General features: G+C 58.5%; 19 protein-coding genes and 1 pseudogene. 17 read left to right on the plus strand and 3 right to left on the minus strand.

The window, feature by feature from the left end; genetic code table 11:
• Window positions 1-39: 39 nt before the first annotated feature.
• The 9 genes from HCK86_RS10680 to HCK86_RS10720 all read left to right on the plus strand — a co-directional run bounded on the left by HCK86_RS10680 (window position 40) and on the right by HCK86_RS10720 (window position 9,545).
• The gene (locus tag HCK86_RS10680) at window positions 40-933 is read left to right on the plus strand and encodes a sugar ABC transporter permease (protein WP_246739548.1); all 894 of its coding nucleotides are present in this window, start codon (window positions 40-42) and stop codon (window positions 931-933) included.
• Between the two features lies 1 nt (window position 934).
• On the plus strand, window positions 935-1,789 hold the full coding sequence (locus HCK86_RS10685) for a carbohydrate ABC transporter permease (protein WP_176084438.1): 855 nt from the start codon (window positions 935-937) through the stop codon (window positions 1,787-1,789).
• An 18-nt stretch (window positions 1,790-1,807) separates the two neighbouring features.
• Complete coding sequence (locus HCK86_RS10690) at window positions 1,808-2,914, plus strand: ABC transporter ATP-binding protein (RefSeq protein ID WP_176084439.1); 1,107 nt, start codon at window positions 1,808-1,810, stop codon at window positions 2,912-2,914.
• A gap of 37 nt (window positions 2,915-2,951) precedes the next feature.
• On the plus strand, window positions 2,952-4,889 hold the full coding sequence (locus HCK86_RS10695) for a beta-galactosidase (protein WP_176084440.1): 1,938 nt from the start codon (window positions 2,952-2,954) through the stop codon (window positions 4,887-4,889).
• Window positions 4,890-4,950: 61 nt separating this feature from the next.
• Window positions 4,951-5,757: a nucleotidyltransferase domain-containing protein gene (locus HCK86_RS10700; protein ID WP_176084441.1), complete on the plus strand. Its 807-nt coding sequence runs from the start codon at window positions 4,951-4,953 to the stop codon at window positions 5,755-5,757.
• A 117-nt stretch (window positions 5,758-5,874) separates the two neighbouring features.
• Window positions 5,875-7,083 carry a hypothetical protein gene (locus HCK86_RS10705; RefSeq protein ID WP_176084442.1) on the plus strand — a complete coding sequence of 403 codons (1,209 nt, stop codon included), beginning with the start codon at window positions 5,875-5,877 and terminating at the stop codon, window positions 7,081-7,083.
• A 41-nt stretch (window positions 7,084-7,124) separates the two neighbouring features.
• On the plus strand, window positions 7,125-7,658 hold the full coding sequence (locus HCK86_RS10710) for an AAA family ATPase (protein WP_176084443.1): 534 nt from the start codon (window positions 7,125-7,127) through the stop codon (window positions 7,656-7,658).
• A gap of 356 nt (window positions 7,659-8,014) precedes the next feature.
• Window positions 8,015-8,587 (plus strand): TetR/AcrR family transcriptional regulator, encoded by a 573-nt coding sequence (locus HCK86_RS10715; protein WP_176084444.1) that lies wholly within the window; start codon window positions 8,015-8,017, stop codon window positions 8,585-8,587.
• The gene (locus HCK86_RS10720) at window positions 8,580-9,545 is read left to right on the plus strand and encodes an NAD-dependent epimerase/dehydratase family protein (RefSeq protein WP_176084445.1); all 966 of its coding nucleotides are present in this window, start codon (window positions 8,580-8,582) and stop codon (window positions 9,543-9,545) included. The genes HCK86_RS10715 and HCK86_RS10720 overlap by 8 nt, the downstream gene beginning before the upstream one ends.
• Window positions 9,546-9,811: 266 nt before the next feature.
• On the opposite strand, the gene HCK86_RS10725 is transcribed toward HCK86_RS10720, so the two are convergent.
• Window positions 9,812-11,617, minus strand: a complete 1,806-nt coding sequence (locus HCK86_RS10725) for a hypothetical protein (RefSeq protein ID WP_176084446.1) — start codon at window positions 11,615-11,617, stop codon at window positions 9,812-9,814.
• 447 nt (window positions 11,618-12,064) lie between these two features.
• Here HCK86_RS10725 and HCK86_RS10730 point away from each other — a divergent pair, with 447 nt between their 5' ends.
• From HCK86_RS10730 to HCK86_RS10755, 6 genes and pseudogenes are all read left to right on the plus strand, one after another.
• A complete protein-coding gene (locus tag HCK86_RS10730) occupies window positions 12,065-13,711 on the plus strand; it encodes an arylsulfatase (RefSeq protein ID WP_176084447.1) in 1,647 nt (548 codons plus the stop codon).
• A gap of 75 nt (window positions 13,712-13,786) precedes the next feature.
• Window positions 13,787-14,785: an HAD family hydrolase gene (locus HCK86_RS10735; protein ID WP_176084448.1), complete on the plus strand. Its 999-nt coding sequence runs from the start codon at window positions 13,787-13,789 to the stop codon at window positions 14,783-14,785.
• 59 nt (window positions 14,786-14,844) lie between these two features.
• Window positions 14,845-16,257: an anaerobic sulfatase maturase gene (locus tag HCK86_RS10740; RefSeq protein ID WP_210259878.1), complete on the plus strand. Its 1,413-nt coding sequence runs from the start codon at window positions 14,845-14,847 to the stop codon at window positions 16,255-16,257.
• A gap of 683 nt (window positions 16,258-16,940) precedes the next feature.
• Window positions 16,941-17,069: pseudogene (locus HCK86_RS24295) on the plus strand (hypothetical protein); the annotation flags it as partial.
• A 43-nt stretch (window positions 17,070-17,112) separates the two neighbouring features.
• The gene (locus HCK86_RS10750; protein ID WP_176084449.1) at window positions 17,113-18,504 is read left to right on the plus strand and encodes an NAD-dependent succinate-semialdehyde dehydrogenase; all 1,392 of its coding nucleotides are present in this window, start codon (window positions 17,113-17,115) and stop codon (window positions 18,502-18,504) included.
• A gap of 71 nt (window positions 18,505-18,575) precedes the next feature.
• Window positions 18,576-19,373: a (S)-acetoin forming diacetyl reductase gene (locus HCK86_RS10755; protein WP_176084450.1), complete on the plus strand. Its 798-nt coding sequence runs from the start codon at window positions 18,576-18,578 to the stop codon at window positions 19,371-19,373.
• Here the strand turns inward: HCK86_RS10755 and HCK86_RS23940 are convergent.
• On the minus strand, window positions 19,366-19,689 hold the full coding sequence (locus HCK86_RS23940; RefSeq protein ID WP_210259880.1) for a transposase: 324 nt from the start codon (window positions 19,687-19,689) through the stop codon (window positions 19,366-19,368). The two genes, HCK86_RS10755 and HCK86_RS23940, sit on opposite strands and share 8 nt — an antisense overlap.
• A 214-nt stretch (window positions 19,690-19,903) precedes the next feature.
• Entirely contained in the window at window positions 19,904-20,206 is a 303-nt protein-coding gene (locus HCK86_RS10765; protein ID WP_176084451.1) for a hypothetical protein, read from the minus strand.
• Window positions 20,207-20,408: 202 nt separating this feature from the next.
• Here HCK86_RS10765 and HCK86_RS10770 point away from each other — a divergent pair, with 202 nt between their 5' ends.
• On the plus strand, window positions 20,409-21,092 hold the full coding sequence (locus HCK86_RS10770) for an ABC transporter ATP-binding protein (protein WP_176084452.1): 684 nt from the start codon (window positions 20,409-20,411) through the stop codon (window positions 21,090-21,092).
• Window positions 21,076-22,272, plus strand: a complete 1,197-nt coding sequence (locus tag HCK86_RS10775) for an FtsX-like permease family protein (RefSeq protein ID WP_176084453.1) — start codon at window positions 21,076-21,078, stop codon at window positions 22,270-22,272. Before HCK86_RS10770 ends, HCK86_RS10775 begins: the two co-directional genes overlap by 17 nt.
• Window positions 22,273-22,274 lie beyond the last annotated feature (2 nt).

The following is a 22,274-nucleotide window of genomic DNA, read 5'->3' on the forward strand; positions in this document are numbered from 1 at the left end:
GGAGTTCGCCTCTTGTCCGAGCAGACCATGAACAGCTCAATGCCCGCATCCCCGGGGTTCTGGCGACGCCATCAGCGCCGGCTGGCACCGGCCCTGTTCCTTGCCCCTGCAGTGATCATGTTCCTCGTCTTCGTGATCATCCCGGTGATCGAGAGCCTGCGCCTGAGCCTTTATGACTGGGACGGCCTGTCGACGCCGCGCTTTATCGGGCTTGGCAATTATGTCGAGCTTTTCCGCGACGATCCGGTGTTCTGGACGGCGCTGAGGAACAATATCTACTGGCTGGTGGCCTTTCTGGTTTCACCGGCTCTCGGTCTGGCGCTGGCGCTGTTTCTGAATCAGAGCGGCTTCGGCATGCGCTTCGTCAAGTCACTCTATTTCATGCCCTTCGTCATCTCCCAGGTCGTGGTGGGGCTGATGTTCAGCTGGTTCTTCAATGCCGATTTCGGCCTGCTCAATCATATTCTCGAAGGACTTGGCCTGCCGCCGGTCGCTCTGCTTGAAAATGAGAATACCGCGACTTTCGTCATCATCGCCGCGGGCCTGTGGCCGCAGGTTGCCTATTGCATGATCCTCTATCTGACCGGGCTGACCGCGATCAATCCGGAGCTTCTGGAGGCGGCCCGCATGGAGGGTGTGAAGGGGTTCAAACTGCTCTGGCATATCGTTTTGCCGCAGCTCAAACCCGCAACCTCGATCGCGTTGATTGTTTCAGTGGTCGGCGCACTTAGATCCTTCGATCTGGTTTCGGTGATGACCGATGGCGGACCCTATCAGTCCTCGACCGTGCTTGCCTATTATATGTATGAACAGACCTTCGGCGCTTTCCGCATCGGCTACGGCGCGGCGATTGCCTCCTGCCTGTTTTTCCTGATGGATATCTGCATCGTGATCTATCTGATCCGGTCGCTACCGCGTGCGAGAGGCCGCTGACATGTTTCCTGCACCGATTGAAAATGCGACGCCAGCGCGCCGCCGCTTCTATTATGCCACCGTCTGGGTTGCGATGATTGTCTGGCTGTTGCCGATCATCGGCATCGCCGTCACCTCGATCCGTTCGGTTCAGGATCTGAATGCCGGCAATTACTGGGGCTGGCCGACGGAGATCAGCGCGGTGGCCAATTACACCCGGGTCTTCACCTCCTCGCCGATGCTGCGTTTCCTGTTCAACTCGACGGTGATCACGCTTTTGGCCTGTGTCGGCTCGATCGCGCTGTCGGCCATGGCCGGCTTTGCCCTCAGCCGCTACCGGTTTCGCGGTGCGACCCTGCTTCTGGCGCTGTTCATTGCCGGCAATTTCGTGCCGTTCCAGATGCTGATGATCCCGGTGCGCGACATCGCGCTTCACGTGATCCCGGTCTACGACACGATCTGGGCGCTGGTGATCTTCCATATTGCCTTCCAGACCGGGTTCTGCACGTTGTTCATGCGCAATTTCATCGCCGAGCTGCCCAATGAGCTGATCGAGGCCGCACGGGTGGAGGGTGTCAGCGAGATCAAGATCTTTCTGCATGTGATCCTGCCTCTGGTGCGGCCTGCCATGGCGGCGCTGTTCGTGCTGATCTTTACCTTTGTCTGGAATGATTATTTCTGGTCGCTGGTGCTCGTGCAATCCGACAGCGCCCGCCCCGTCACCGCCGGTATTCAGGCGCTGAAGGAGACATGGACCAACACCTGGCACCTGATTTCGGCGGGATCGCTGCTTGCCGCCGTGCCGCCGGTGGCCGTCTTCTTTCTGATGCAGCGGCAATTCATCGCCGGTCTCACATTCGGTGCCACCAAGGGCTGAACAAACGGAAATTCAAACATGTCCTATGTAACCCTCGACCATATCGCCAAGGATTTCGGCCCGACCCGCGTGATTGACGATCTATCACTGTCGATTGAGAAGGGCGAGTTCGTTGTCTTCGTCGGCCCGTCGGGCTGCGGCAAGTCCACGCTGCTGCGGCTGATTGCCGGGCTGGAACAGGTTTCCGGCGGCAGCCTGCAGATCGACGGGACCGATATTACCCATGTCGATTCAGCCAATCGCGGCATCGCCATGGTGTTTCAATCCTATGCGCTTTATCCGCATATGACGGTGGCCGAAAACATCACCTTCGGCATGCGCATGAACAAGGTCGACAAGACACTGATCGCCGAGCGGCTGGCGCGTGCTGCGGCCATGCTGCACCTCGAACCGCTGCTCGAACGCAAGCCTGCCCAGCTTTCCGGCGGACAGCGCCAGCGCGTCGCCATTGGCCGCGCCATCGTGCGCGATCCGAGCGTGTTTCTCTTCGATGAACCGCTGTCAAACCTCGATGCTGCACTGCGCCACGAAATGCGGGTCGAAATCCTGAAGCTGCACCGCGATCTCGGCGCGACCATGATCTATGTGACCCATGATCAGGTTGAAGCCATGACCATGGCTGACAAGATTGTGGTTCTGTCTGGCGGCAGGATCGAGCAGGTCGGCGCGCCGCTTGATCTCTATCTCAGGCCCGCCAATCGTTTCGTTGCCGAATTTCTCGGTTCGCCCAAGATCAACTGCATCGAAACCACTGTTCATGCACTGGCCGATAGCGTTGCCAGCCTGCTTCTACCGGGCGAAACGGCGATGGCCTTTCCTGTCGGTGATGCGGCCATCGCGGCCGGCGATGCGGTAACGCTTGCGATCCGGCCGGAGCACTTTACCCTTGGTGAAGGGGGGGAGGCCGCGCTTGCCGGCACGGTAGAACTGGTCGAGCATCTCGGCTCTGAAACCCTGCTGACGGTGCGCGTCGATGCCGGTACGGTGATGACGGTCAAGGTCGATGGCGTCAGCCGGGTGCGCTCGGGCGATCAGATCAGGCTCGGACTGACAGCGCAGGCCTGTCAGCTTTTCAGCGCCTCCGGCGAAACACTGGTGTTCAGCACCATCGCCGCGGCCGAATGAGACGTCAGTCGAAAAGAACAGACAAGGACAAGGCCTGATGCTCGGCGTTTGCTACTATCCTGAACACTGGAACGAGGACTGGTGGGCCGATGATGCCCGCAAGATGCGCGAAATGGGCATCCGCTATGTCCGCATCGCCGAGTTTGCCTGGAGCCGGATGGAACCGGAACCCGGCCGCTATGACTGGGCCTGGCTGGATCGCGCCATTGACGTGCTGGCGGCCGAAGGGCTGAAGGTCGTGCTCGGCACGCCGACGGCGGCGGCCCCCAAATGGCTGGTTGACGCCCATCCCGATGTCCTGCCGGTCTTTGCCGATGGCAGGGCGCGCGGTTTCGGCTCGCGCCGCCACTATACCGCTGCATCATCAACCTTCCGCGTCGAGACCGACCGGATCGTCACGGCAATGGCGAAACGCTATGGCCACCACGACGCGGTTGTCGGCTGGCAGATCGATAATGAGTTTGGCGGCGACGATACGGTCCTGCTCTACGGGCCGGAAGATGCAGTCGGCTTTCGCGGCTGGCTCGCAAAACGCTATCAGTCTGTCGAGGCGCTGAACCGTGCCTGGGGTAATGCCTTCTGGTCGATGGAATTTCGCACGATCGACGAGGTCATTCCACCGGCGGGGCAGGTTTCCGACGCTAATCCGGCAGCATTGCTCGATTTCTGGCGCTATTCCTCCGACAGTCTTGCCGACTATTGCGCGCTTCAGGCGGGGATCCTGCGCAGATATTCGCCGGGCCGTTTCATCACCCACAATTTCATGGGCTTTTTTCACCAGTTCGACCATCAGCGCCTGTCGGAATGCCTCGATTTCTGCTCCTGGGATTCCTACCCGCTTGGCAAGGTCGAGCATTTTCCTATGGCCGACGACGAGCGGGCGCGCTGGTACAATACCTCGCATCCCGATTTCTCCGCCTTCCATCATGAACTCTATCGCCGTCTGAAGAATGATCGCTTCTGGATCATGGAGCAGCAGCCAGGCCCCGTGAACTGGGCCCACTGGAACCCGGCGCCGAAAGCCGGCATGGTGCGGCTCTGGGGCTGGGAGGCGCTGGCGCATGGTGCGGAGGTCGTGAGCTATTTCCGCTGGCGGCAGGTTCCCTTCGCCCAGGAACAGATGCATGCCGGCCTGCAGCGCCCGGACAGGCAATTGTCCCCCGGCGGTCACGAGGTCACGCAGCTCGGCCATGAGATCGAAGCCGTCGGCGATCTGCCGCCGATTGAGCGGGCGCGGGTCGCGATCCTGCTCGACTATGAGGCAGCCTGGATCACCACGATCGAGCCGCAGGGCGACGACTTCAATTACAAACTCCTGCTGCATCGCTGGTATGAGGCGCTGCGCCGTCACGGCATCAATGTCGATGTTCTGACCCCCGGCCGCGCGCTGGCAGGCTATGATCTCGTCTTCATACCGTCGATGCCGGCTGTGTCTGAAGCTTCGATGGCAGCGTTCCGTCAAAGCGATGCCCATCTGGTTTTCGGGCCGCGCTCCGGTTCGAAACTGGCCAATTTCGAGATACCAGCAACCCTGCCGCCGGGGCCGTTGCAGGATGTTCTGCCGATCAAGGTCGCGGAAGTGTCCTCGCTTCGGCCGGGGCTGAAAATTCCCGTGTCGGGTGAAGGCCTTTCAGGTGATGTGACGCGCTGGCTGGAACGGATCGAGACCGATGCGGCGGTCGTACTTGCGACGCAGGACGGGATGCCGGTGATGGTCGGCAATAACAAAGCGCATTATCTCGGTGCCTGGGCTGAGCCCGAACTCCTCCATGCGATCTTCGCCCGCCTTCTCGATGAATATGACATTCCGCGTCGCGAACTTCCCGAGCATGTGCGTATGATGACGCGCGGGCCGGTGACGATCGTCTTCAATTACGGCCCCGGCGCCTATGAGATCGAGACACCAGCCAAACGTTTCCTGCTCGGCGGCAAAACCGTGGCGGCCTGTGATCTGGCAATTTTCGAGACGGCGTAACCGCCGGTTGCCAATGGCGTGAAACGGCCTAACCTCACCTTGCTGAGAAGGGGAGGACGGCATGGAACATGTTGAACGGATCAAGGCCATTGCGGCGAAGCTTTGCGAAACGGGGTCCGTTCGCGCACTCTTTCTTGCTGGCAGCTATGGCGCCGGGTTTGAGGATCACCTGAGCGATATCGACTTTCTTGCCGTGTTTGATGGTGAGGACAATTCAGCCTTCGCGCCGCTGTGGCGCGAGGCGCTCCGCACCGTTGGCGATCTCGTGCTCTGGCGGGAAAGACCCGGCAGAAACCTGCTGATCAATGCGGTGAGCGCCGAATGGCTGCGTATCGATGTCCAGACCGTGCAGGCAGATGGCCTTTCCGGCCGGACGCAGGACGGGCTGAAAGTTCTGTTCGACCATGACGGGTTGTTTGTGCGATTGCCCGAGAAGAGTTCGCCGCCATCGCCCGATCCGGCCCGCCTTTTGTGGCAGATCGAGGAATTCATCCGCATTCTTGGTCTGATGCCTGTCGTGCTCGGTCGCAAGGACTATTGCAACGCCCCGGCCGGCACTTTTCATCTGCGCAATCTGCTGGTTGGGCTGCTGATCGCTGAAACGGCGGCACCCCATCGGGGCGGTGCCTTGCATCTGAACCGGCTGATAACAGCGGAGCAGCAAGTCCTGCTTTCATCCCTCGCCATTCCTGCTCCGGAACATGATGCCATCATTGACGCGCATCTGGCTTTTGCCTGTGCCTTCCTGCCGCGCGCGCGGGCGCTTGCCGCGCGATCCGGCGTTGTCTGGCCTGAGGCGCTGGAAGCCGCGACCTGGGCGCATCTGGACCGCGAACTCGGCATTCAGAGACCGGAAGGCTGTGACTGACCATGCCTCTTTTCGTTCTTGTTGCGTTCATGAAAGCCGGATAATCTCACGGCCAGGACAAGGGGAGGGAATCGCAATGTTTTTCAATCTGATGTGTGATCGGCGGAGCGCTGTCGGGTGAGGACTTATCTCACGCTTTTGAGCTCGGCCCCGATCCGTTCGTGCTGTCTGGCAGCCTTCATCGCCCGGCTGCCGATGGCGATGACGCCACTGGGCCTTCTCATCCTGGTCGAGGCAGCCACCGGCTCCTATGCGTCCGGCGGGCTGGTTTCTGGCGCTTTTGCGGTTGGAACGGCCATCGCCGCCCCCGGCTGGGGCCGCGCGCTTGATGCCCGGTCGCACGGCCGTATTATGATGTTGACGGGCACGGTCTCCGCCTTCTTTCTGTTGATCGCACTGGCAGCGGCGAGGCTTGGTTTCGGTCTCATGCCGATCGCCGGATCAGCGCTTATGGTCGGGCTGTTCTTTCCACCGGTGACGCCCGCTATGCGGCTCGCCTGGCGCCATTTGACGGCGGATCGGCCGGGTCTCATTGCACCAGCCTATGCGCTGGATGCTGTCTCGGTGGAAGCGCTGTTTGTCATCGGACCGATGCTGGTTGGCCTGCTTTACGCCGGCGGACCGGTGCTGCCGGTGATTGCATCCGCGGTTTTCCTGTTCACTGGCGGGCTTTTTTATGCGTTCACGCCGGCCGGGCGACTTGCCGGCGACCATGAGGCCGTTCATGGGGCGAGGGGCGGTCGCGCCGTCATCATCATTCTTCCGGTGCTGCTGATCGCGATGGCTCTTTCGCTTGGCTTCGGGCAGATGGATGTGGCGATGACAGCGACCGCGCAGACCCATGCCTCTCAGGGCTATCTTCTGGGCCTGCTTTTTGCCGTTGCTGCCTCGGGGTCGATTTCAGGTGGCCTGGCCTTTGGCACGCGTGAATGGAAAACCACCCCGCGCATTCTGCTGATGCTGTTTCTGGGCGGTTATGGTCTCGGCCTTGCGGGCGCTGCAACTGCGCTTCTGGCGGGGCTGTCGGTCTTCGTTCTGATGCCGCTCCTTTATGTTGCCGGCCTCTTTGTCTCGCCGAGCCTCATTCTGATGCAGCAGATGATTGATCATGCCCTGCCACGCGGTCGCACGGCTGAAGGCCAGTCCTGGCTCGCAGCGGTGCTGACGGCGGGGGGAGCCGGAGGCATGGCGGTGGGCGGTTTTGTTGCCGACCACGGCGCCGCGCCGATGGTCTTTCTCTCTGCTGCCGGCGTTGTTGCCTTCGGGGCCGTGATCGCCATCACGCTGGGGCAGGTTGTCAAAGCGGCTCAGAGCGGAGCAGGTTGAAGCTGCAACCGCTCTGACTGCAGGACCAAGGTGGAGCTGTCATGTCGCATATCATCTTTCTCCATGGCGCATCGAGCAGCGGCAAATCCACGCTGGCGCGTGCCTTGCAGGCACGCATTGACAGGCCGTTCTGGCATATTTCGATTGATCACCTGCGCGATTCCGGAGTGTTGCCAATGCAACGCTTCTGCGACGGAAGCTTCGACTGGTCCGAGCGCAGGGCTGCTGTTTTCGAAGGTTTTCATTTGTCGCTGAAATCCTATGCGGATGCAGGCAATGACCTGATCCTCGAACATATTCTCGATACCGAAGGTTGGCTGGAACGGCTCAGTGATCTCCTGCGGGATCATGATGTGCTGTTTGTGGGGATTCAGTGTCCGGTCGACGTTCTCGAGCGTCGCGAAGCCGCCCGCGGTGACCGGCCGGTCGGCAGTGCGCGCCGGGATCAGGAAACCGTGCATCATGGCAAGATCTATGATCTTGAGATCAATGGTGCCGATGAACTGGATGTCAACGTCGGGAAAGTGCTGCGCGCCTTCCGGACCGCTAAAAGCGGGGCTGCAAGGAGGCTGTGAAATCTGGTTTCGGGCAAAGCGCAAAGCGGGCGCTCTCGCTCTGCTGACGCGCAGTCGATTCTGGCCGGAAGCTGCCGCTCGTTCTATCTGCACCGAAGGACTGTAACGAGCGTAACCCGGTCAAGCGTGACAAACCAAGGCGGCCGGATGAAAGCTGGTTTTCCTGTTCCTTGGCTCTGCAGGCGATCAAGACCGTGCAAAGGGTGTGTTTCCTTCCGAATGGCACTTTTCGGCGACGGTTGCCGGCCTTCTAGCCGATGATCGCGTTCGTAAGGGCTAGCGCACACGAGCGAAGTTAGTTGACGTCGCGGCCTGCAGCATTTATTTCCGACCAGTCGGAAATAAATAGGTGAAAGATGCCACGCCCCCGGAAACATGATCAGAATGCAATTCTGGACGCAGTCGAGAGAGTCGTCGCGCGCGACGGGATCGTAACTCTTGATGCCGTCGCCAGAGAGGCGGGGGTGTCGAAGGCGACGGTGATTTACGATCATTCCAACAAACGCGAACTAATCGCCGCGTTGGTTGCGCGTACGATGAAAGCAGACAACGACTTTAACGAGGCGGCGCAGGCAGAGTTCTCTGGTAAACCGAACGCAGCGCTGCGTGGGCGGATCGAGGCCGCGCGGCGAAGCCCGCCGGTCGAGGGCGGAAATGCGGCAGTGCTGAGCCTTGTCGTAGGGCTTTTGCAGGATGCCGCCCTGCGGGCCGGGTTTCGCGACAACCAAAGGGCGATCGGCCAGACGATCCTGGCCGGGGCTGGCCATCCCCGTGCAGCCCGCCTCGCCTGGCTGGCCCTGGAGGGATTGAAGTATCAGCAGCATCTCGAGTTCCAGCACTGGAGTGCCGAGGAGCGGGAAGAAATCCTGTGCGATATCGAATTGCTCGCGTGCACTGCGACGCTCACCGAAGGGGGCTCCAATGCGTGATGGGTCGATTTTCGTTACCGGGGCCAATGGTTATGTCGGCCGCAACCTGATCCGTCACTTCACTGCCAGAGGCCGCCCCGTCATCGGGTTGGTCCGTAGCGAGGGAGCGGCCAAACTGATCTGCAGCCTTGGCGCCACACCGGTCATTGGCGACATGCTGACCGCAGACCTTGCGTCGCGAATGGCGGGTGCCGAGAGCCTGATACATGCTGCGGCGAACCTCGACCACGGCTCGGGCAGCGGAGCCTTGACTGAAAACCGCGACGGAACCAAAAGGGTCATGGCTGCCGCGCGCGAGGCGGGAGTTTTGTCGGTCGTTCATGTAAGCAGTGATTCTGTCCTTCAGGACGGCAATCCCTTGCGAGGCGTCACCGAGACCATGCCTTATCCAGCCCGCCCCGCGGGCGCCTATTCTGCAGGAAAGGCCGAAGCTGAACGCATTGCGCTGACCGCAAGCGACACGATGCGTGTGATGGTCTTGCGCCCGCGCATGGTCTGGGGACGCGACGACGGCACTGCCCTGCCACGATTGGCCGAAATGGTGAAAACGGGCCGTTTTGCCTGGATCTCCGGCGGGTCCTATCTGTCGTCGACCACCCATATCGTTAATCTTTGCCATGCTATCGATCTGGCATTGGAACGGGGAAGGACGGGTCAGGTTTACCACATCAATGACGGTCCAGCCCGCAGCTTCCGGGAGACGGTCACAGGGTTGCTCGCAACACAGGGGCTCACTGCACCCGAAAAATCCGTTCCGCGCGGCATGATGCGCGTGACCGCGCACATCGGCGACAGGCTTCATCGCCTGAGCAACGGGCGCTTGAATGGACCGCTTAGCTTCCAGGAATACGCCACCAGCGCTGTCGAAATCACTCTCGACATCACGAAAGCGCAGCGAGAACTTGGCTATCTGCCCGTGATATCCTGGGAAATCGGACTCGCGGAATTGCGATCGTAGCTGATCAGCAACGGGCTGCGCCTTGCGTTGGACCGCGCCGCGCCTCACGTAGGACTAGGTTCAGTCCAAACTGCATATTTACTGTGTTGGCGTCGAACTTCAGTATTTGCCAAGGGGGCAGTCTGCCGAACGACCGAGATGAGCACGCTAGGCTGTCAGTTTGTTGATGCTCATGGGCAGCTATCAAAATGAAGGTTCAGTTGGGCGATCAGCGAAGTGGACATTAGCGCTGCGCAAGGTCGTCGTCGATCCCGGCCTGGGTTGCTTTACCCGCCGGCAGCTCTATTGCTAGGCGGCTTCCAGCCCGCTTTCTCAAGGCCCGCCATCAGGGCTTCCACGATTTCCTCGGTTGCCTGCTGGGAGCGATAAAAGCCAGCCGGATCACGGTTGAACTCGGGATCGACCACCGCCATTTTCGACAAGGTGTCGGTGGCGAGCTTTTGGTTGCCAAGCGCTCCATAGGCAGTTGCAAGTAAGGAAAGGCCAAAACCGCTCCTGTCCACAGCGCTATGTTCGGCCGCATTGAGCATTTCTCTGTAGTTGCCGTCGAGATAGTCATCGACTGCAATCAGGTAATAGTACCAACCGGGCGCGCTGGCGGTCCGTGCAATTGCGGCGTTAAGGTAGGGAATACCTTCATCGAAACGGCCGCGCGTCGATAATCGCCAGCCAAGTTGCGCCAGCGAATCCGGATCATATGGGTTAAGCGCCAACGCCTGTCGGGCATAGTCCTCACTTTCTGCGAAGTTACCCATGTAGTGGTTGATCGAAGACATCGCCTTGAGACCGAGAATTTCGGTGCGATCGAGAGCAAGCGCATTGGCGGCGGCTGTGAGTGCGCTCCCGTATATATCCATTTTGTCCGGGTTCTGCAGATAGCCAAACCGCCCTCCGTCAAGTCGAACCCATGCGAGCATAGCCCATGCTTCGGCATAGCCCGGATCCTGCACGACTGCTTTCTCAAGACAGGGGGAAAGCGCATTGAACCCCTGGCGTGAAAAGTCACGCCGGTAGGCATAGCCTTCGAGTACGCATCTAAAGCTGCCGGAAATGTTCGGGCCTGCGGTCTTTGCGCCTCTGGTAACTTCGGTGCGGATGGCGCCATAGGGCTGGCTGACCTCGGTCGCAATTTCTTTGGCAATATCTGTCTGAGTTTCCATCAGTCCCGCTTCCCCCAGCTCAGTCAGGTAGGTCTTGCTCCAAAGAATTTGCTTGGTTCTCGTGTCAACCAGAAAGGCGTTGACTGCAAAGCTCTGCCCTTCCGTCTGGACGCGGCCTTCGACGAGATAGCGAATACCGCGCTTGTCTGCCCTCTCGATGTAATCATCATCATTCGATGCACTGGAATCAAAAGGAGAAAGAAAAACGACATAATCCGGATAGGTGCTCAGTGCAGTAGCGATCCGGTCGGACACACCGATCGCGACCCGCTCTTGATCCGGCTCTGAAGATATCGCTACGAAAGGCAGAACCGCAACGGCTGGACGTGATCCCGCCTGGGCAAGACCGGTGTCCCACCCCTTTTCACGGTAGATGAAATACATGTTCCACACGAGAATACCGGATAGGGCTAAGACAAAGACGCTCCAGAAAAGCATCCGTGGCCGATGCCATCTCGGGGCTGGTGGCAATGGCTGCATGGAACCCTCATCGCGGTCAGGCGGCTCCGGTGCCACTGCGGCATCTTCTTCCGGATGTTGAAGACAAAACAGGGGATTGTATTGTCCCTTGGGAACCATGATACGTAAACGGTTCTTCGCGCCATCGCCTGCATAATAGCCATCGAGATCATGACGGAGCCTACGGGCTTCGAGGCGCACTACGGCATCGGCCTGGGGATCGAAATCGGCTTTGCGGTCAAAAACCGCAAGTCCGATCGCGTATCCTTTTAGCATATGGCCGCGACCTGCGAGCACTTCCTCAACAATGTATTCGAGCAGGCGCCTGCGCCGGGGCGTTGCCCTGAATGAATTGCTTGCCAGAATCCGCGCAAGTTCATCGCGAACCTGCTCGGGCGGGAAATTCGCACCCAAAGTCTGCGCCGGCTGATTGTGCATTTCGGTACCCAACATGCTGCGCCCAGGGGGGCGTTCATTCACTCTGGACTTTCTTATACCTCAGATCGCGTTGGCTTTTCCACAGCAACCATGCGGCGCCATTTACTGGTCCTTTCAAGGGTTCGCACCTGTTCGTACCTGTTCGCACCTAACCATTCTCATGGCTCGATGTCATGCTTTGTTTGCAAAAGATGAAAATGCCTGATTGGAGGGCAACATCGTCCCGCCTCTGATGGTGTGCGGCATCCCGATGCCGCTCGATCTTCGTCAGGCGGATCCGCCTCCGCCATGAATGGCATCACCTTCTTTTGCGATTTGATGATCGGGGAGACGGAAAGGCAGCGCGTATATCTTTCTGGGGAAGCAAGATCCCCGTGTCGACCGATATCCCGAGGCGGTCCGAAAAGGGCCTGTGCCTCATCCCCCGACGGGCTTCACTGTCGTTTCCATCTGGAGAACAATATGCAACTCAAAAAGTCCACCACGGCTCTGTTGGCGTGCTCGGTTCTGACGTTTTTCGCTGTCCCGGCGATAGCTCAGGAACAGGCCAAGCCCAACATTCTTCTGATTGTAACCGATGACACCGGCTACGGCGATTTTGGGCCATATCTCGGTGGCACCGCCCGCGGTATGCCGACTCCGAACATAGACAAATTTGCCTCGGAAGGCATGTTCTTCACCAATTTCTACGCCCAGCCAAGCTCGACACCCGGTCGTGCGGCGATCCAGACCGGGCGCTTCCCAAACCGCTCGGGCATGACCACGGTCTCCTTCCAGGGGCAGGGCGGTGGCCTGCCCGCAGCGGAGTGGACGCTTGGCTCGGTTCTCAAGACGGGCGGTTACAAAACATACTTCACCGGAAAGTGGCATCTGGGCGAGTCCGATTACGCATTGCCCAACGCCCATGGCTATGACGAGATGAAGAACGCCTTCCTCTATCATCTCAACGCTTACACCTATGCCGACCCCAAGTGGGCCCCCACCATGGATGAAGCGACGCGAGCGATGTTCGCCAAGGTTACCAAAGGCTCGCTTTCAGGTAATGCCGGCGAGTCCGCGAAGGAAGACTTCAAAGTGAACGGCGAATATGTTGATACGCCGGACAAGGGCGTGGTTGGCATTCCCTATCTGGACGCCTATGTTGAAAAGGCTGCAATCGGTTTCCTAGAAGAAGCGGCGCAGGACAAGAGCGAGCCGTTCTTCCTCAACGTCAACTTCATGAAGAACCATCAGCCGAACTTGCCGCATCCCGACTATATCGGCAAATCGATCTCGAAGAGCAAATATGCCGATTCCGTCGTCGAACTCGACGCACGCATCGGCGAAGTGCTTGGCAAGCTTGACGAACTCGGCCTCGCCGACAACACGCTGGTCTTCCTGACGGTCGACAATGGTGCATGGCAGGACGTCTACCCGGATGCAGGCTACACGCCCTTCCGCGGCACCAAGGGTACGGTTCGTGAAGGCGGCAACCGTGTTCCGGCAATTGTCCGCTGGCCCGGCCACGTCAAGCCCGGCACGCGCAGCGACGATATCGCCGGCGGCCTTGACCTGATGGCGACCTTTGCCTCCGTTGGCGGCATCACATTGCCGACCGAAGACCTGGAAGGCAAACCTACTACCTTCGACAGCTACGACATGACGCCGATTCTCGAAGGCACAGGTTCATCCGGCCGGAACGACTGGGAATTCTTCACCGAGATGGAACTGTCGCCGGGCGCGGTTCGTGTTGGCCAGTACAAGTTTGTGTTCAACCTTCGCGGTGACGACGGCGCCACCACGGGAGGCCTTGCCGTCGATACCAATCTCGGTTGGAAGGGGCCGGAAAAATATGTGGCGACCGTGCCGCAGGTTTTCGACCTCCTGTCTGATCCGCAGGAACGGTATGACATCTACATGAACAACTTCACCGAAACGACCTGGACGATGGTGCAGGCCAATGAGGTGATGCAGAAAGTGATGAAGAGCTACCTTCAGTATCCTCCACGCAAGGTTCAGAGCGAAAGCTATACCGGACCGATCACGCTTCCTGAATATCAGCACGTCCAGTATCTTCAGCAGCAGTTGAAGGACAATGGCTTCAGCATCGGCCTGCCAAGCGGCAACTGATTGCATCCGAAATGAACACCGCCGCGCAGCTTGCGCGGCGGTTGCCTGTTTTGCTCCAATAAAACGAGGTTGCCGATGTCACACGATAATATATTCGTCAAAAGGCTTGCCGCTATCGTCATTACAGTGCTTGCCCTGCCGGCGTTCGGCTTTGCTACAGACGATCCCTTGGCATCGTGGAATGATGGTGCAAACAAGCAGGCAATCATCGATTTCGTTGAGGCGGTAACCACCGAGGGGAGTGTGGATTTCGTCCCGGTCCCCGAGCGCATCGCAACCTTTGACAATGATGGCACGCTTTGGGTCGAACAGCCGATGTACACCCAGCTTGCCTTTGCGTTTGATCGGGTGAAGGCACTCGCCGCCAATCATCCTGAATGGAAGACCACCCAGCCGTTTAAGGCGATTCTGGACGATGACATGGCCACACTTGCTGCGGCTGGCGAGCAGGGGCTGATGACGATCATTGGTGCCACCCATGCTGGCATGAGCACGGATGATTTCGAAACGATTGTCAGCGACTGGCTGACCACCGCCACCGATCCGAGATTCCACAAGCCTTACACAGCACTTGTCTATGCGCCGATGCTGGAACTGATGGATTATCTGCGCAGCAATGGTTTCAAGACCTTCATCGTTTCCGGTGGCGGCATCGAATTCATGCGGCCCTGGACAGAGAAGGTCTACGGCGTTCCGCCGGAACAGGTTGTCGGCTCATCGATCGTGACCGAATATATCGTGACCGATGGCGTGCCGAGCCTTCAACGTACCGCCAAAATCGACTTTATCGACGACAAGACCGGCAAGCCTGTCGGAATACTGAGCCATATCGGACGTCGACCCATCGCCGCCTTCGGGAATTCCGATGGCGACTATCAGATGCTGGAATGGACGAGCAGCGCCACGGGCAAGAGGCTGGGCATGATCGTCCACCATGACGACGGCGTGCGCGAATATGCCTATGACCGCGACAGCCATTTCGGCAAGCTCGACAAGGGGCTGGACGACGCCGCAGCCAAGGGCTGGCACATTATCAGCATGAAAAACGACTGGGCGACGATGTTCCCGCATTGATGCGGCACCAGTCTGGACATTCACGACGGCGGAGTACCGATCTGGCGTAGATTTTCAGCATGCAAACTGAATTAACTGCCACATTGGTGCGAAAATCGGAATCGATTTCCGTCAGACAAGGCGGCCAGTTGGACGCATGGCGTACTAAACACGTTAATCGCCGTCTTCCTCTTTTGGAATATGGCTCGGAGGCTTTTATGGATCTTGTAGAGACACGCGACGCTGAAACGGCGCCCTTCCCGAAAATGGATCCTGATCGTTACGCAGCGAAGGGAACAGGCCATCGTTTCCACGCCATGATGAAGCCCTCGGGGGCGCAGTGCAATCTGGACTGCACCTATTGCTTCTATCTGCACAAGGAAGGCCTTCTGCATCAGCCCAAGGCCCCGCGGATGAGCGACGAGGTCCTGGAACAGCATGTGCGCCAGTATATCGAGGCGCAGGATGGCGATGCGGTCATTTTTAGCTGGCAGGGCGGCGAACCGACATTGATGGGGCTCGCATTCTTCGAAAAGGTCGTCGAACTGCAACGTCGTTATGCCAAGCCCGGCCAGAAGATTGAAAACGACTTGCAGACCAACGGCATTCTGCTCGACGAGAACTGGGCGCGCTTTTTGAAGCGCGAGAATTTTCTGATCGGGCTCTCGATCGACGGTCCTGAACATCTGCATGATCGCTATCGTGTCAACAAGGCCGGGCGGCCGACATTCCAGCGTGTGCTGGCTGCAGCGCACCTTCTGCATGAGCATCAAGTCCCTTTCAGCGCTCTTTGTGTTGTCAACAATGCCAATGCCGGACACCCGCTTGAGGTCTACCGCTTTCTGCGCGACGAGATCCGACCGCGCCTGATACAGTTCATTCCGGGGATGGAGAAGAAGGACTTTTTCCAGACCGCGCCGCAACACTGGGATCCCGATCTGCTGCCCTATGAACACACAAGAGCCGCGCGACCGGGGCATCGCCGGTCCGCCGTTGCCGACTGGTCGGTCGATCCCGAGCAGTGGGGCGTTTTTTTGACCACGATCTTTGACGAATGGCAGGCCAATGACTTCGGGCGCGTCTTTGTCGACCAGTTCGAAAACATCCTGTCGATGCTGTTGGGGCACGGCTCACAGCACTGCGTCACCAGCCGCTACTGCGGCAAGGCTGTCGCCGTTGAACATAATGGCGACCTTTATAGCTGCGATCACTTCGTCTATCCGGAGTTCAAGATCGGGAATATCCTGAAGACTCATGAGGGCAACCTCGCCTTCGGCGAAAAGCAGATGAAATTTGGCATCGACAAGTCGAAGAACCTTCCGAAGAAGTGTCAGCAATGTCCCTATCTCCAGCTTTGCTGGGGACATTGCCCCAAAGACCGCTTCCTCAAGACCACAGATGGAGAAGCCGGACTTCACTATCTTTGCCACGGCCTTCAGCACTTCTACAGCCATGTAATTCGAGCCTGCAATAAGCTCGTAGAGGAAACGTAATGATCGTGCCCCGCGGCTTGGGGTAGCTTCGGCGCTCGCCGTGGATCGTCCCCATGACGTGGTTTAGCGCGGACGCCCACGGCTCATCCCAGAGGGCCGGATGGTTGTCTGCTTGCGGCTGGCAAGGCTGATGAGCGGATCATCGTTCATTGCTACGTTTGGTCAAGGTCAGGCACCTTCTGCTGTTCATCCGATGCCTCGTCAAGGAGCGGCTGGTGAGGGCGCTAGCCGCGTTACGCCGACGCACGCGCATCAATTTTCTTTTGACAGTCAGAGGGTATCTGAGGCGGCATAGTTTTTTAGCTGTCGCCGAACCGCTCTGGCACTCCGGATGTCAACGAAGTAGGAAAAATCGACCATTTGGCGGCGCTACAATTTTCTGGCGGTTGCAGCGGGATGCTGTGGGCGCAGCTTTGGACGAGCCTGTAGTAGCCGCCGCTCATCTCAAGAATGTTGATGTCAAATTCGCGATCCATCCGGCAGCTGGACGTCTGCCCGGTCATATCAATGTGCACTGGCTGAAGCTTGTCTGCTCACGACCTCATTTTTGACATGTATGAGATCGACCCTGACGACGCCGATACCGACGTTGCTCTGACGGCTCGTACCGACACATCCTCGCCGATCTGCGGAATGCCTATTCTGACTGCAGATCAGACCATCGGGTTTAGGTCCTCAAACGTGGTCATGGTGAGGGATATTCCGGCGTGGAGAACCGGTTGTTCTACGGGGGAAATTGCAACACGGTCTACGGTGACGCGCAGGCTGTGCTGAGCCAGATGGTCCAGTCACTGAACGATATCGGTGCCTGAAGCCATTCTGAGAGAGGCGATCTATATCGCAGAAGGAAGAAAAATGGCCTACGCAACCATAAACCCATTCACAGAAGAGACTGTCGCAACCTTCCCGGATGCGACCGATGCTCAAGTTGAGAAAGCGCTCGACAGGGCCCATCAGGCTTTTTTGAAATGGCGGGAAACCTCTTTTGCTGAACGTGCCCGTGTCCTGCAAAAGGCAGCGGTTATCCTGCGCCGCGACAGCGACAAGTTCGCGCGCCTGCTGACGCTGGAAATGGGCAAGCTCACTGCCGAAGCAAAGGCTGAAGTGGAGCTGTCGGCGAAGATTTTCGAATATTACGTCGAAAATGCCGAAAGACTGCTGGCGCCGGAAGAGCTTCCGGTCAAGGATCCGGCAGAAGGCAAGGCAAAGCTTGTTTACGAGCCGCTGGGGATCCTGCTGGCCATCGAGCCATGGAATTTCCCCTATTACCAGATCGCCCGTATTCTGGCGCCGCAGCTTTCAGCTGGGAATGTTCTGATCCTGAAACATGCTTCGAATGTGCCGCAAAGCGCCGCCATCTTTGCCACGCTGATGGCCGAGGCCGGCTTGCCGGAAGGAGCCTTCACCAATCTTTACGCTACCCGCTCGCAGATCGAAATGATCATTAATGATCCGCGTGTTCACGGCGTGGCCCTGACCGGTTCGGAGGCCGCGGGTGCTGTTGTCGCCGCGCAGGCGGGCAAGGCGCTGAAGAAATCGACGATGGAACTAGGCGGCGCCGATGCCTTCGTTGTACTCGCCGACGCCGACATGAAGAAGACGGTCGACTGGGCCGTATTCGGGCGGCACTGGAATGGCGGACAGGTTTGCGTTTCGTCCAAGCGGATGATCGTGGTCGACAAGGTCTATGACATCTTCATCGATCAATACCGCAAGGGTGTTGCAAAACTTGTTGCCGGTGACCCCTCGGATCCGAAGACAACACTGGCCCCGCTCTCATCGAAGAAGGCCGCCGACGATGTCAGGGAACAGATTCGCAAGGCTGTGGCCCATGGCGCAAAGGCCGAGCAGGTTGGTCCTGCCGTTCCCAACCATGGTGCTTTCGTTCAGCCAACCCTGCTGACGGATGTCGGAGAAGACAACCCTGCACGTTACTGGGAGTTCTTCGGTCCTGTTTCGATGATTTTCCGTGCCAGGGACGAAGAGGATGCGATCCGCATCGCCAACGACAGTCCCTTCGGCCTGGGTGGTTCGGTCTTTACGTCCGACGTCAAGCACGGTGCGGAGGTCGCGGGTAAGATCTCCACGGGCATGGTGTTCGTGAACCATCCGACCAAGGTGGAGGCCGACCTGCCCTTTGGTGGCATCCGCCGCTCAGGCTATGGGCGCGAATTGCTGGGTCTCGGCCTTAAGGAATTCGTCAACCTCAAGCTCATCGATGTCGTTGATATCGACGCAAAATTCTGAATGAAGTGCCTCTTCCCGCCGTTCCAGACGGCGGGAAGAGTAATGCCGAGTGTTTTGAAAGGAGATCTAAAATGCCAATGAATGGAAAAGTTGCGATTGTCACCGGTGCAGGACAAGGTATCGGGCGGGCGATCGCCACACGTCTCGCCAGGGATGGTTTTGCAATTGGCTGCCTGGACTTCAATCTCGACACGGCCAAGGAAACAGCCAGCCAGATCTCCGCTGCTGGCGGCAAGGCCATGGCCGTCAAGGTCGATGTCGCCGACCGCGAACAGGTTTTTAAGGCCGTGGACAGCGTTGTGGAAGCCTATGGTCGCCTTGACGTGATGATCAACAATGCCGGTCTTGGCCCGACAACGCCGATTGAAGACATCACGCCGGAAATCTATCACAAGGTCTTTGATGTCAACGTTGGCGGAACCTATTGGGGTATTCAGGCCGCCGTCAAACATTTCAAGAAGCGTAAACCCTCGAAGAAGGGCGAGGTGGTCGGAAAGATTATTTCGGCATCGTCGCAGGCTGGTCAGGTCGGGAATCCGGATCTTGCTGTTTATGGCGCGACCAAATTCGCCATTCGCGGTATTACCCAGACTGCGGCGAAGGATCTTGCTCCGCTCGGCATCACGGCCAATGCCTATTGCCCCGGTATTGTTCGTACCCCGATGATGGAAGGCATTGCCCAGAAAGTGGCCGATGAAAACGGCAAATCACTGGAATGGGGCCTCGAACAATGGGCCAAGAACGTGCTTCTGGGCCGGGTTTCCGAACCCGAAGATGTGGCGGCCTGCGTTGCTTTCCTGTCCGGCCCTGATTCCGACTACATCACCGGTCAGGCGATGATCGTGGATGGCGGCATGGTCTTCAATTAAGGCTGAAACAGCACTTGCGCTCGCGAGCGGGGACGCAAAAGTGTTCTCGCTGCGCTGGCGCTTCAACCGAAGCGCCAGCGCAAGTCATTTTTCGCGAGAGATAAGCGATCCATTTCAAGGGCCGCTTCTTGAATGGCCGAACCACGAACTGAATAGGCTGAAGTGGCTCGGGAAAGCTGCGCTTGTATTTGGCGATCAGCGCCGGCTCGAAGGTGCCGTTGCGGTCACGAAGAATGTCGAGAACCACCTTGCCGAACAGATCGCCGGGCGAACGCTCTTGCATCGAGCGGTCCAAAAGATCTTTGTCGATGCTCATACGTGGATCTCCTGCAAAGAGCAGTTACCACGCCGGAGCACAAAATTCAGGATAGTCCCGAAGCTCTCGGCGTGTGTCCAGATTCAAGAACGCCTCATAAAGGTTTTTCCAGCCATTCTATCGCATGCCCCCCCATATGGGGGGAGCAGACATTGAGAAACCTCTCTAACATCAAGTCCAGAATGCGAGCCCAAAGAGCTTTTAGCGCCTGCATTTATTTCAGATTGATTTTCGAGGGGACCTTGATGTCGAAAACCAAAACTCTCGCGCCGCTTGTGGCGCTGCTTTTCCTGGCCGGCTGTTCCGGCAGCGGTTCTGATCTTTTCGGTTCGTCCGATTCGTCCGACTCATCCAGTTCGTCGAGCTCTTCATCAAGCTCCTCGTCGGGTTCCTCTTCCAGTTCCTCATCTTCAAGTTCTTCGTCGGGAACGGTGAAATCCTCGACGCTGAAATGCCCGAGTTCCTGCACAACCTCGAACTCGAATGTGAATATCCAGGTCGCCGCCGAATGCGACACGGCCCGGTCCTATTATTCGGAATACAAATCTGCCGTAGCCTCGGGGTCGTCTCAGTCATCGACCTATTGGAGCTATTTCTCCCAAGCGGCAGATCTGGCCAACGAGATGTATTCCGCATACGGCTGCGCGGCCGATTACTGAGCGAAGAGCCAATGCATGCGGGCTTGTTTGAGGTCCGCCTGCATTCCGGGCGGAGTGCATATGTCTCAGTTGCTGCTGGACGTGCGGGCCGTTGGCAAAACGGTGCGTTCGTCTTCACAGGCCATAGAAATTCTGAAGGGTGTTGACCTGTCGCTTCGACCGGGTGAGCGCCTTTGCGTGATCGGTGCGTCCGGTTCGGGCAAGTCGTCACTGCTTGAGATCCTCGGAACCCTGTCGACGCCTGATACCGGTCAGGTCCTGCTGACGGGACAGGATGTCATGTCCATTGATGACCGCGCCCGCACGCAGCTGCGGCGGGAAACCATCGGTTTCGTGTTTCAGGGCTTCAATCTCATCGAACATATCAGCGCAGTGGAGAATGTCGCATTGCCGCTGCGCTATATCGGGCTTGGACGAAGGGATGCTCTGCATCGGGCGGCAGATGCGCTTGAGCGTGTCGGTCTCACCCATCGGCTGCGGGTTCGTGCGAGCCGCCTCTCCGGCGGCGAAAAGCAGCGCGTTGCCATTGCAAGGGCTCTGGTTACGAAACCGCGTCTGATTCTGTCGGATGAACCGACCGGCAATCTCGATGAGGAGACGGGGCGCCTTGTCCTCGATCTGCTGATGGAGAACGTCGGCGAGGGCTGCGGTCTGGTCATGGTCACGCATAATCTCGATCATGCCCGCCATTTTGATACCGTGCTCAGGATAGCGGGAGGCAGGTGCCATGCCGCCGGGCTTTGAAGCCGTTTTGGGCCGGCTTCGCGCCTTCGGCCTGCCGCGTTTGGTTTTCGCCGTTATCACACTGTCGATGGCGCTGAGCGGTACGATTGCCAATTACACCCTGTCAGGCAATGCATTGCGGCATTTCGATCTGCTGCTCGAGCTGGATAATGCAGACACTTTCATCGTCAATGGCGCCGCAGACGAGGTTGCAGACATCACCGATGGCCGCCTTGATGCGCTGGCACTTGCGGCACGCGGTCCAGAGCTTATCCAGCCATTGCTGCGGCCGGGTTTCAGCGTCATTCCCTTCCGCTCTTTCGCCGTTTCCATTGGCGAAGGCGGGGGAACCCAGATTGCCAAAGTCTATTCTGTCGGCGAAGGCTTTGCCGCGCGGGCGGGGCTGTCGCTGAAAACGGCAGCGCAGTCAGACGACTGGCAAACCCGGCAGGATCACTGTCTGGTCGGATCACGGCTTGCAGGGCGGCTCGGTCTCGATGGGACCTCCTCCGGGCTCTGGATCAATGGTCGCTATTGCCGGATTGCGGGCGCGTTCGAGGCGCCGGTCAGGCCACCATTTGCCGATATTGCCGATTCGGTCCTGATCCCGCTGCAGGAAACATCCTTCGAGGAAGCCTATACCAGCGGCTTTAGCTTTCTCATATCAGGGCCGGCGGCAGGCCTTGACGAGACCAGGCTCAAAGCATTGCTCTCGCTGATCTTCGATGTCTCAAGGCTGACGATCTGGTCGGCGCAGCCGATCGTCGACCAGGCGCGCGGGCTGAAGGTCGTCGCATCCTCGATTTCGGTCGGCCTGAGCGCCATTATCCTGATGATCGGCGCGGTATCGATTGCCTCGCTGATGTCCTTTTCGGTGACCGAGCGCCGCCGTGAGATCGCCATCCGTCGTACGCTCGGCGCCACGCGCCTGCGTATCGTCGTTGAGATCGTCGAGGAAACGATACTGATCGCTTCCCTTGCGCTTGTGGTCGGCATCGCTGGCGGCATTGTGCTGGCGCATGTGCTCGAGCAGCCGCTCAGCCGGCTCATTATGGTCGGAAGTGACGGTGACAGGGATCGGAATGTCATGGCCATCGTCAAGGCTGTGCTGGGCTTTCTGCTGGTCTCACTGGCGGCAGGCATTGTCCCGGCGCTGAATGCGGCGCGAACAGATCCTGCGACCGTGTTGCGGGAGAGCTGAGG

The sequence above is a fragment of the Martelella sp. HB161492 genome, from assembly GCF_013184775.1.
Lineage (GTDB): Bacteria > Pseudomonadota > Alphaproteobacteria > Rhizobiales > Rhizobiaceae > Martelella.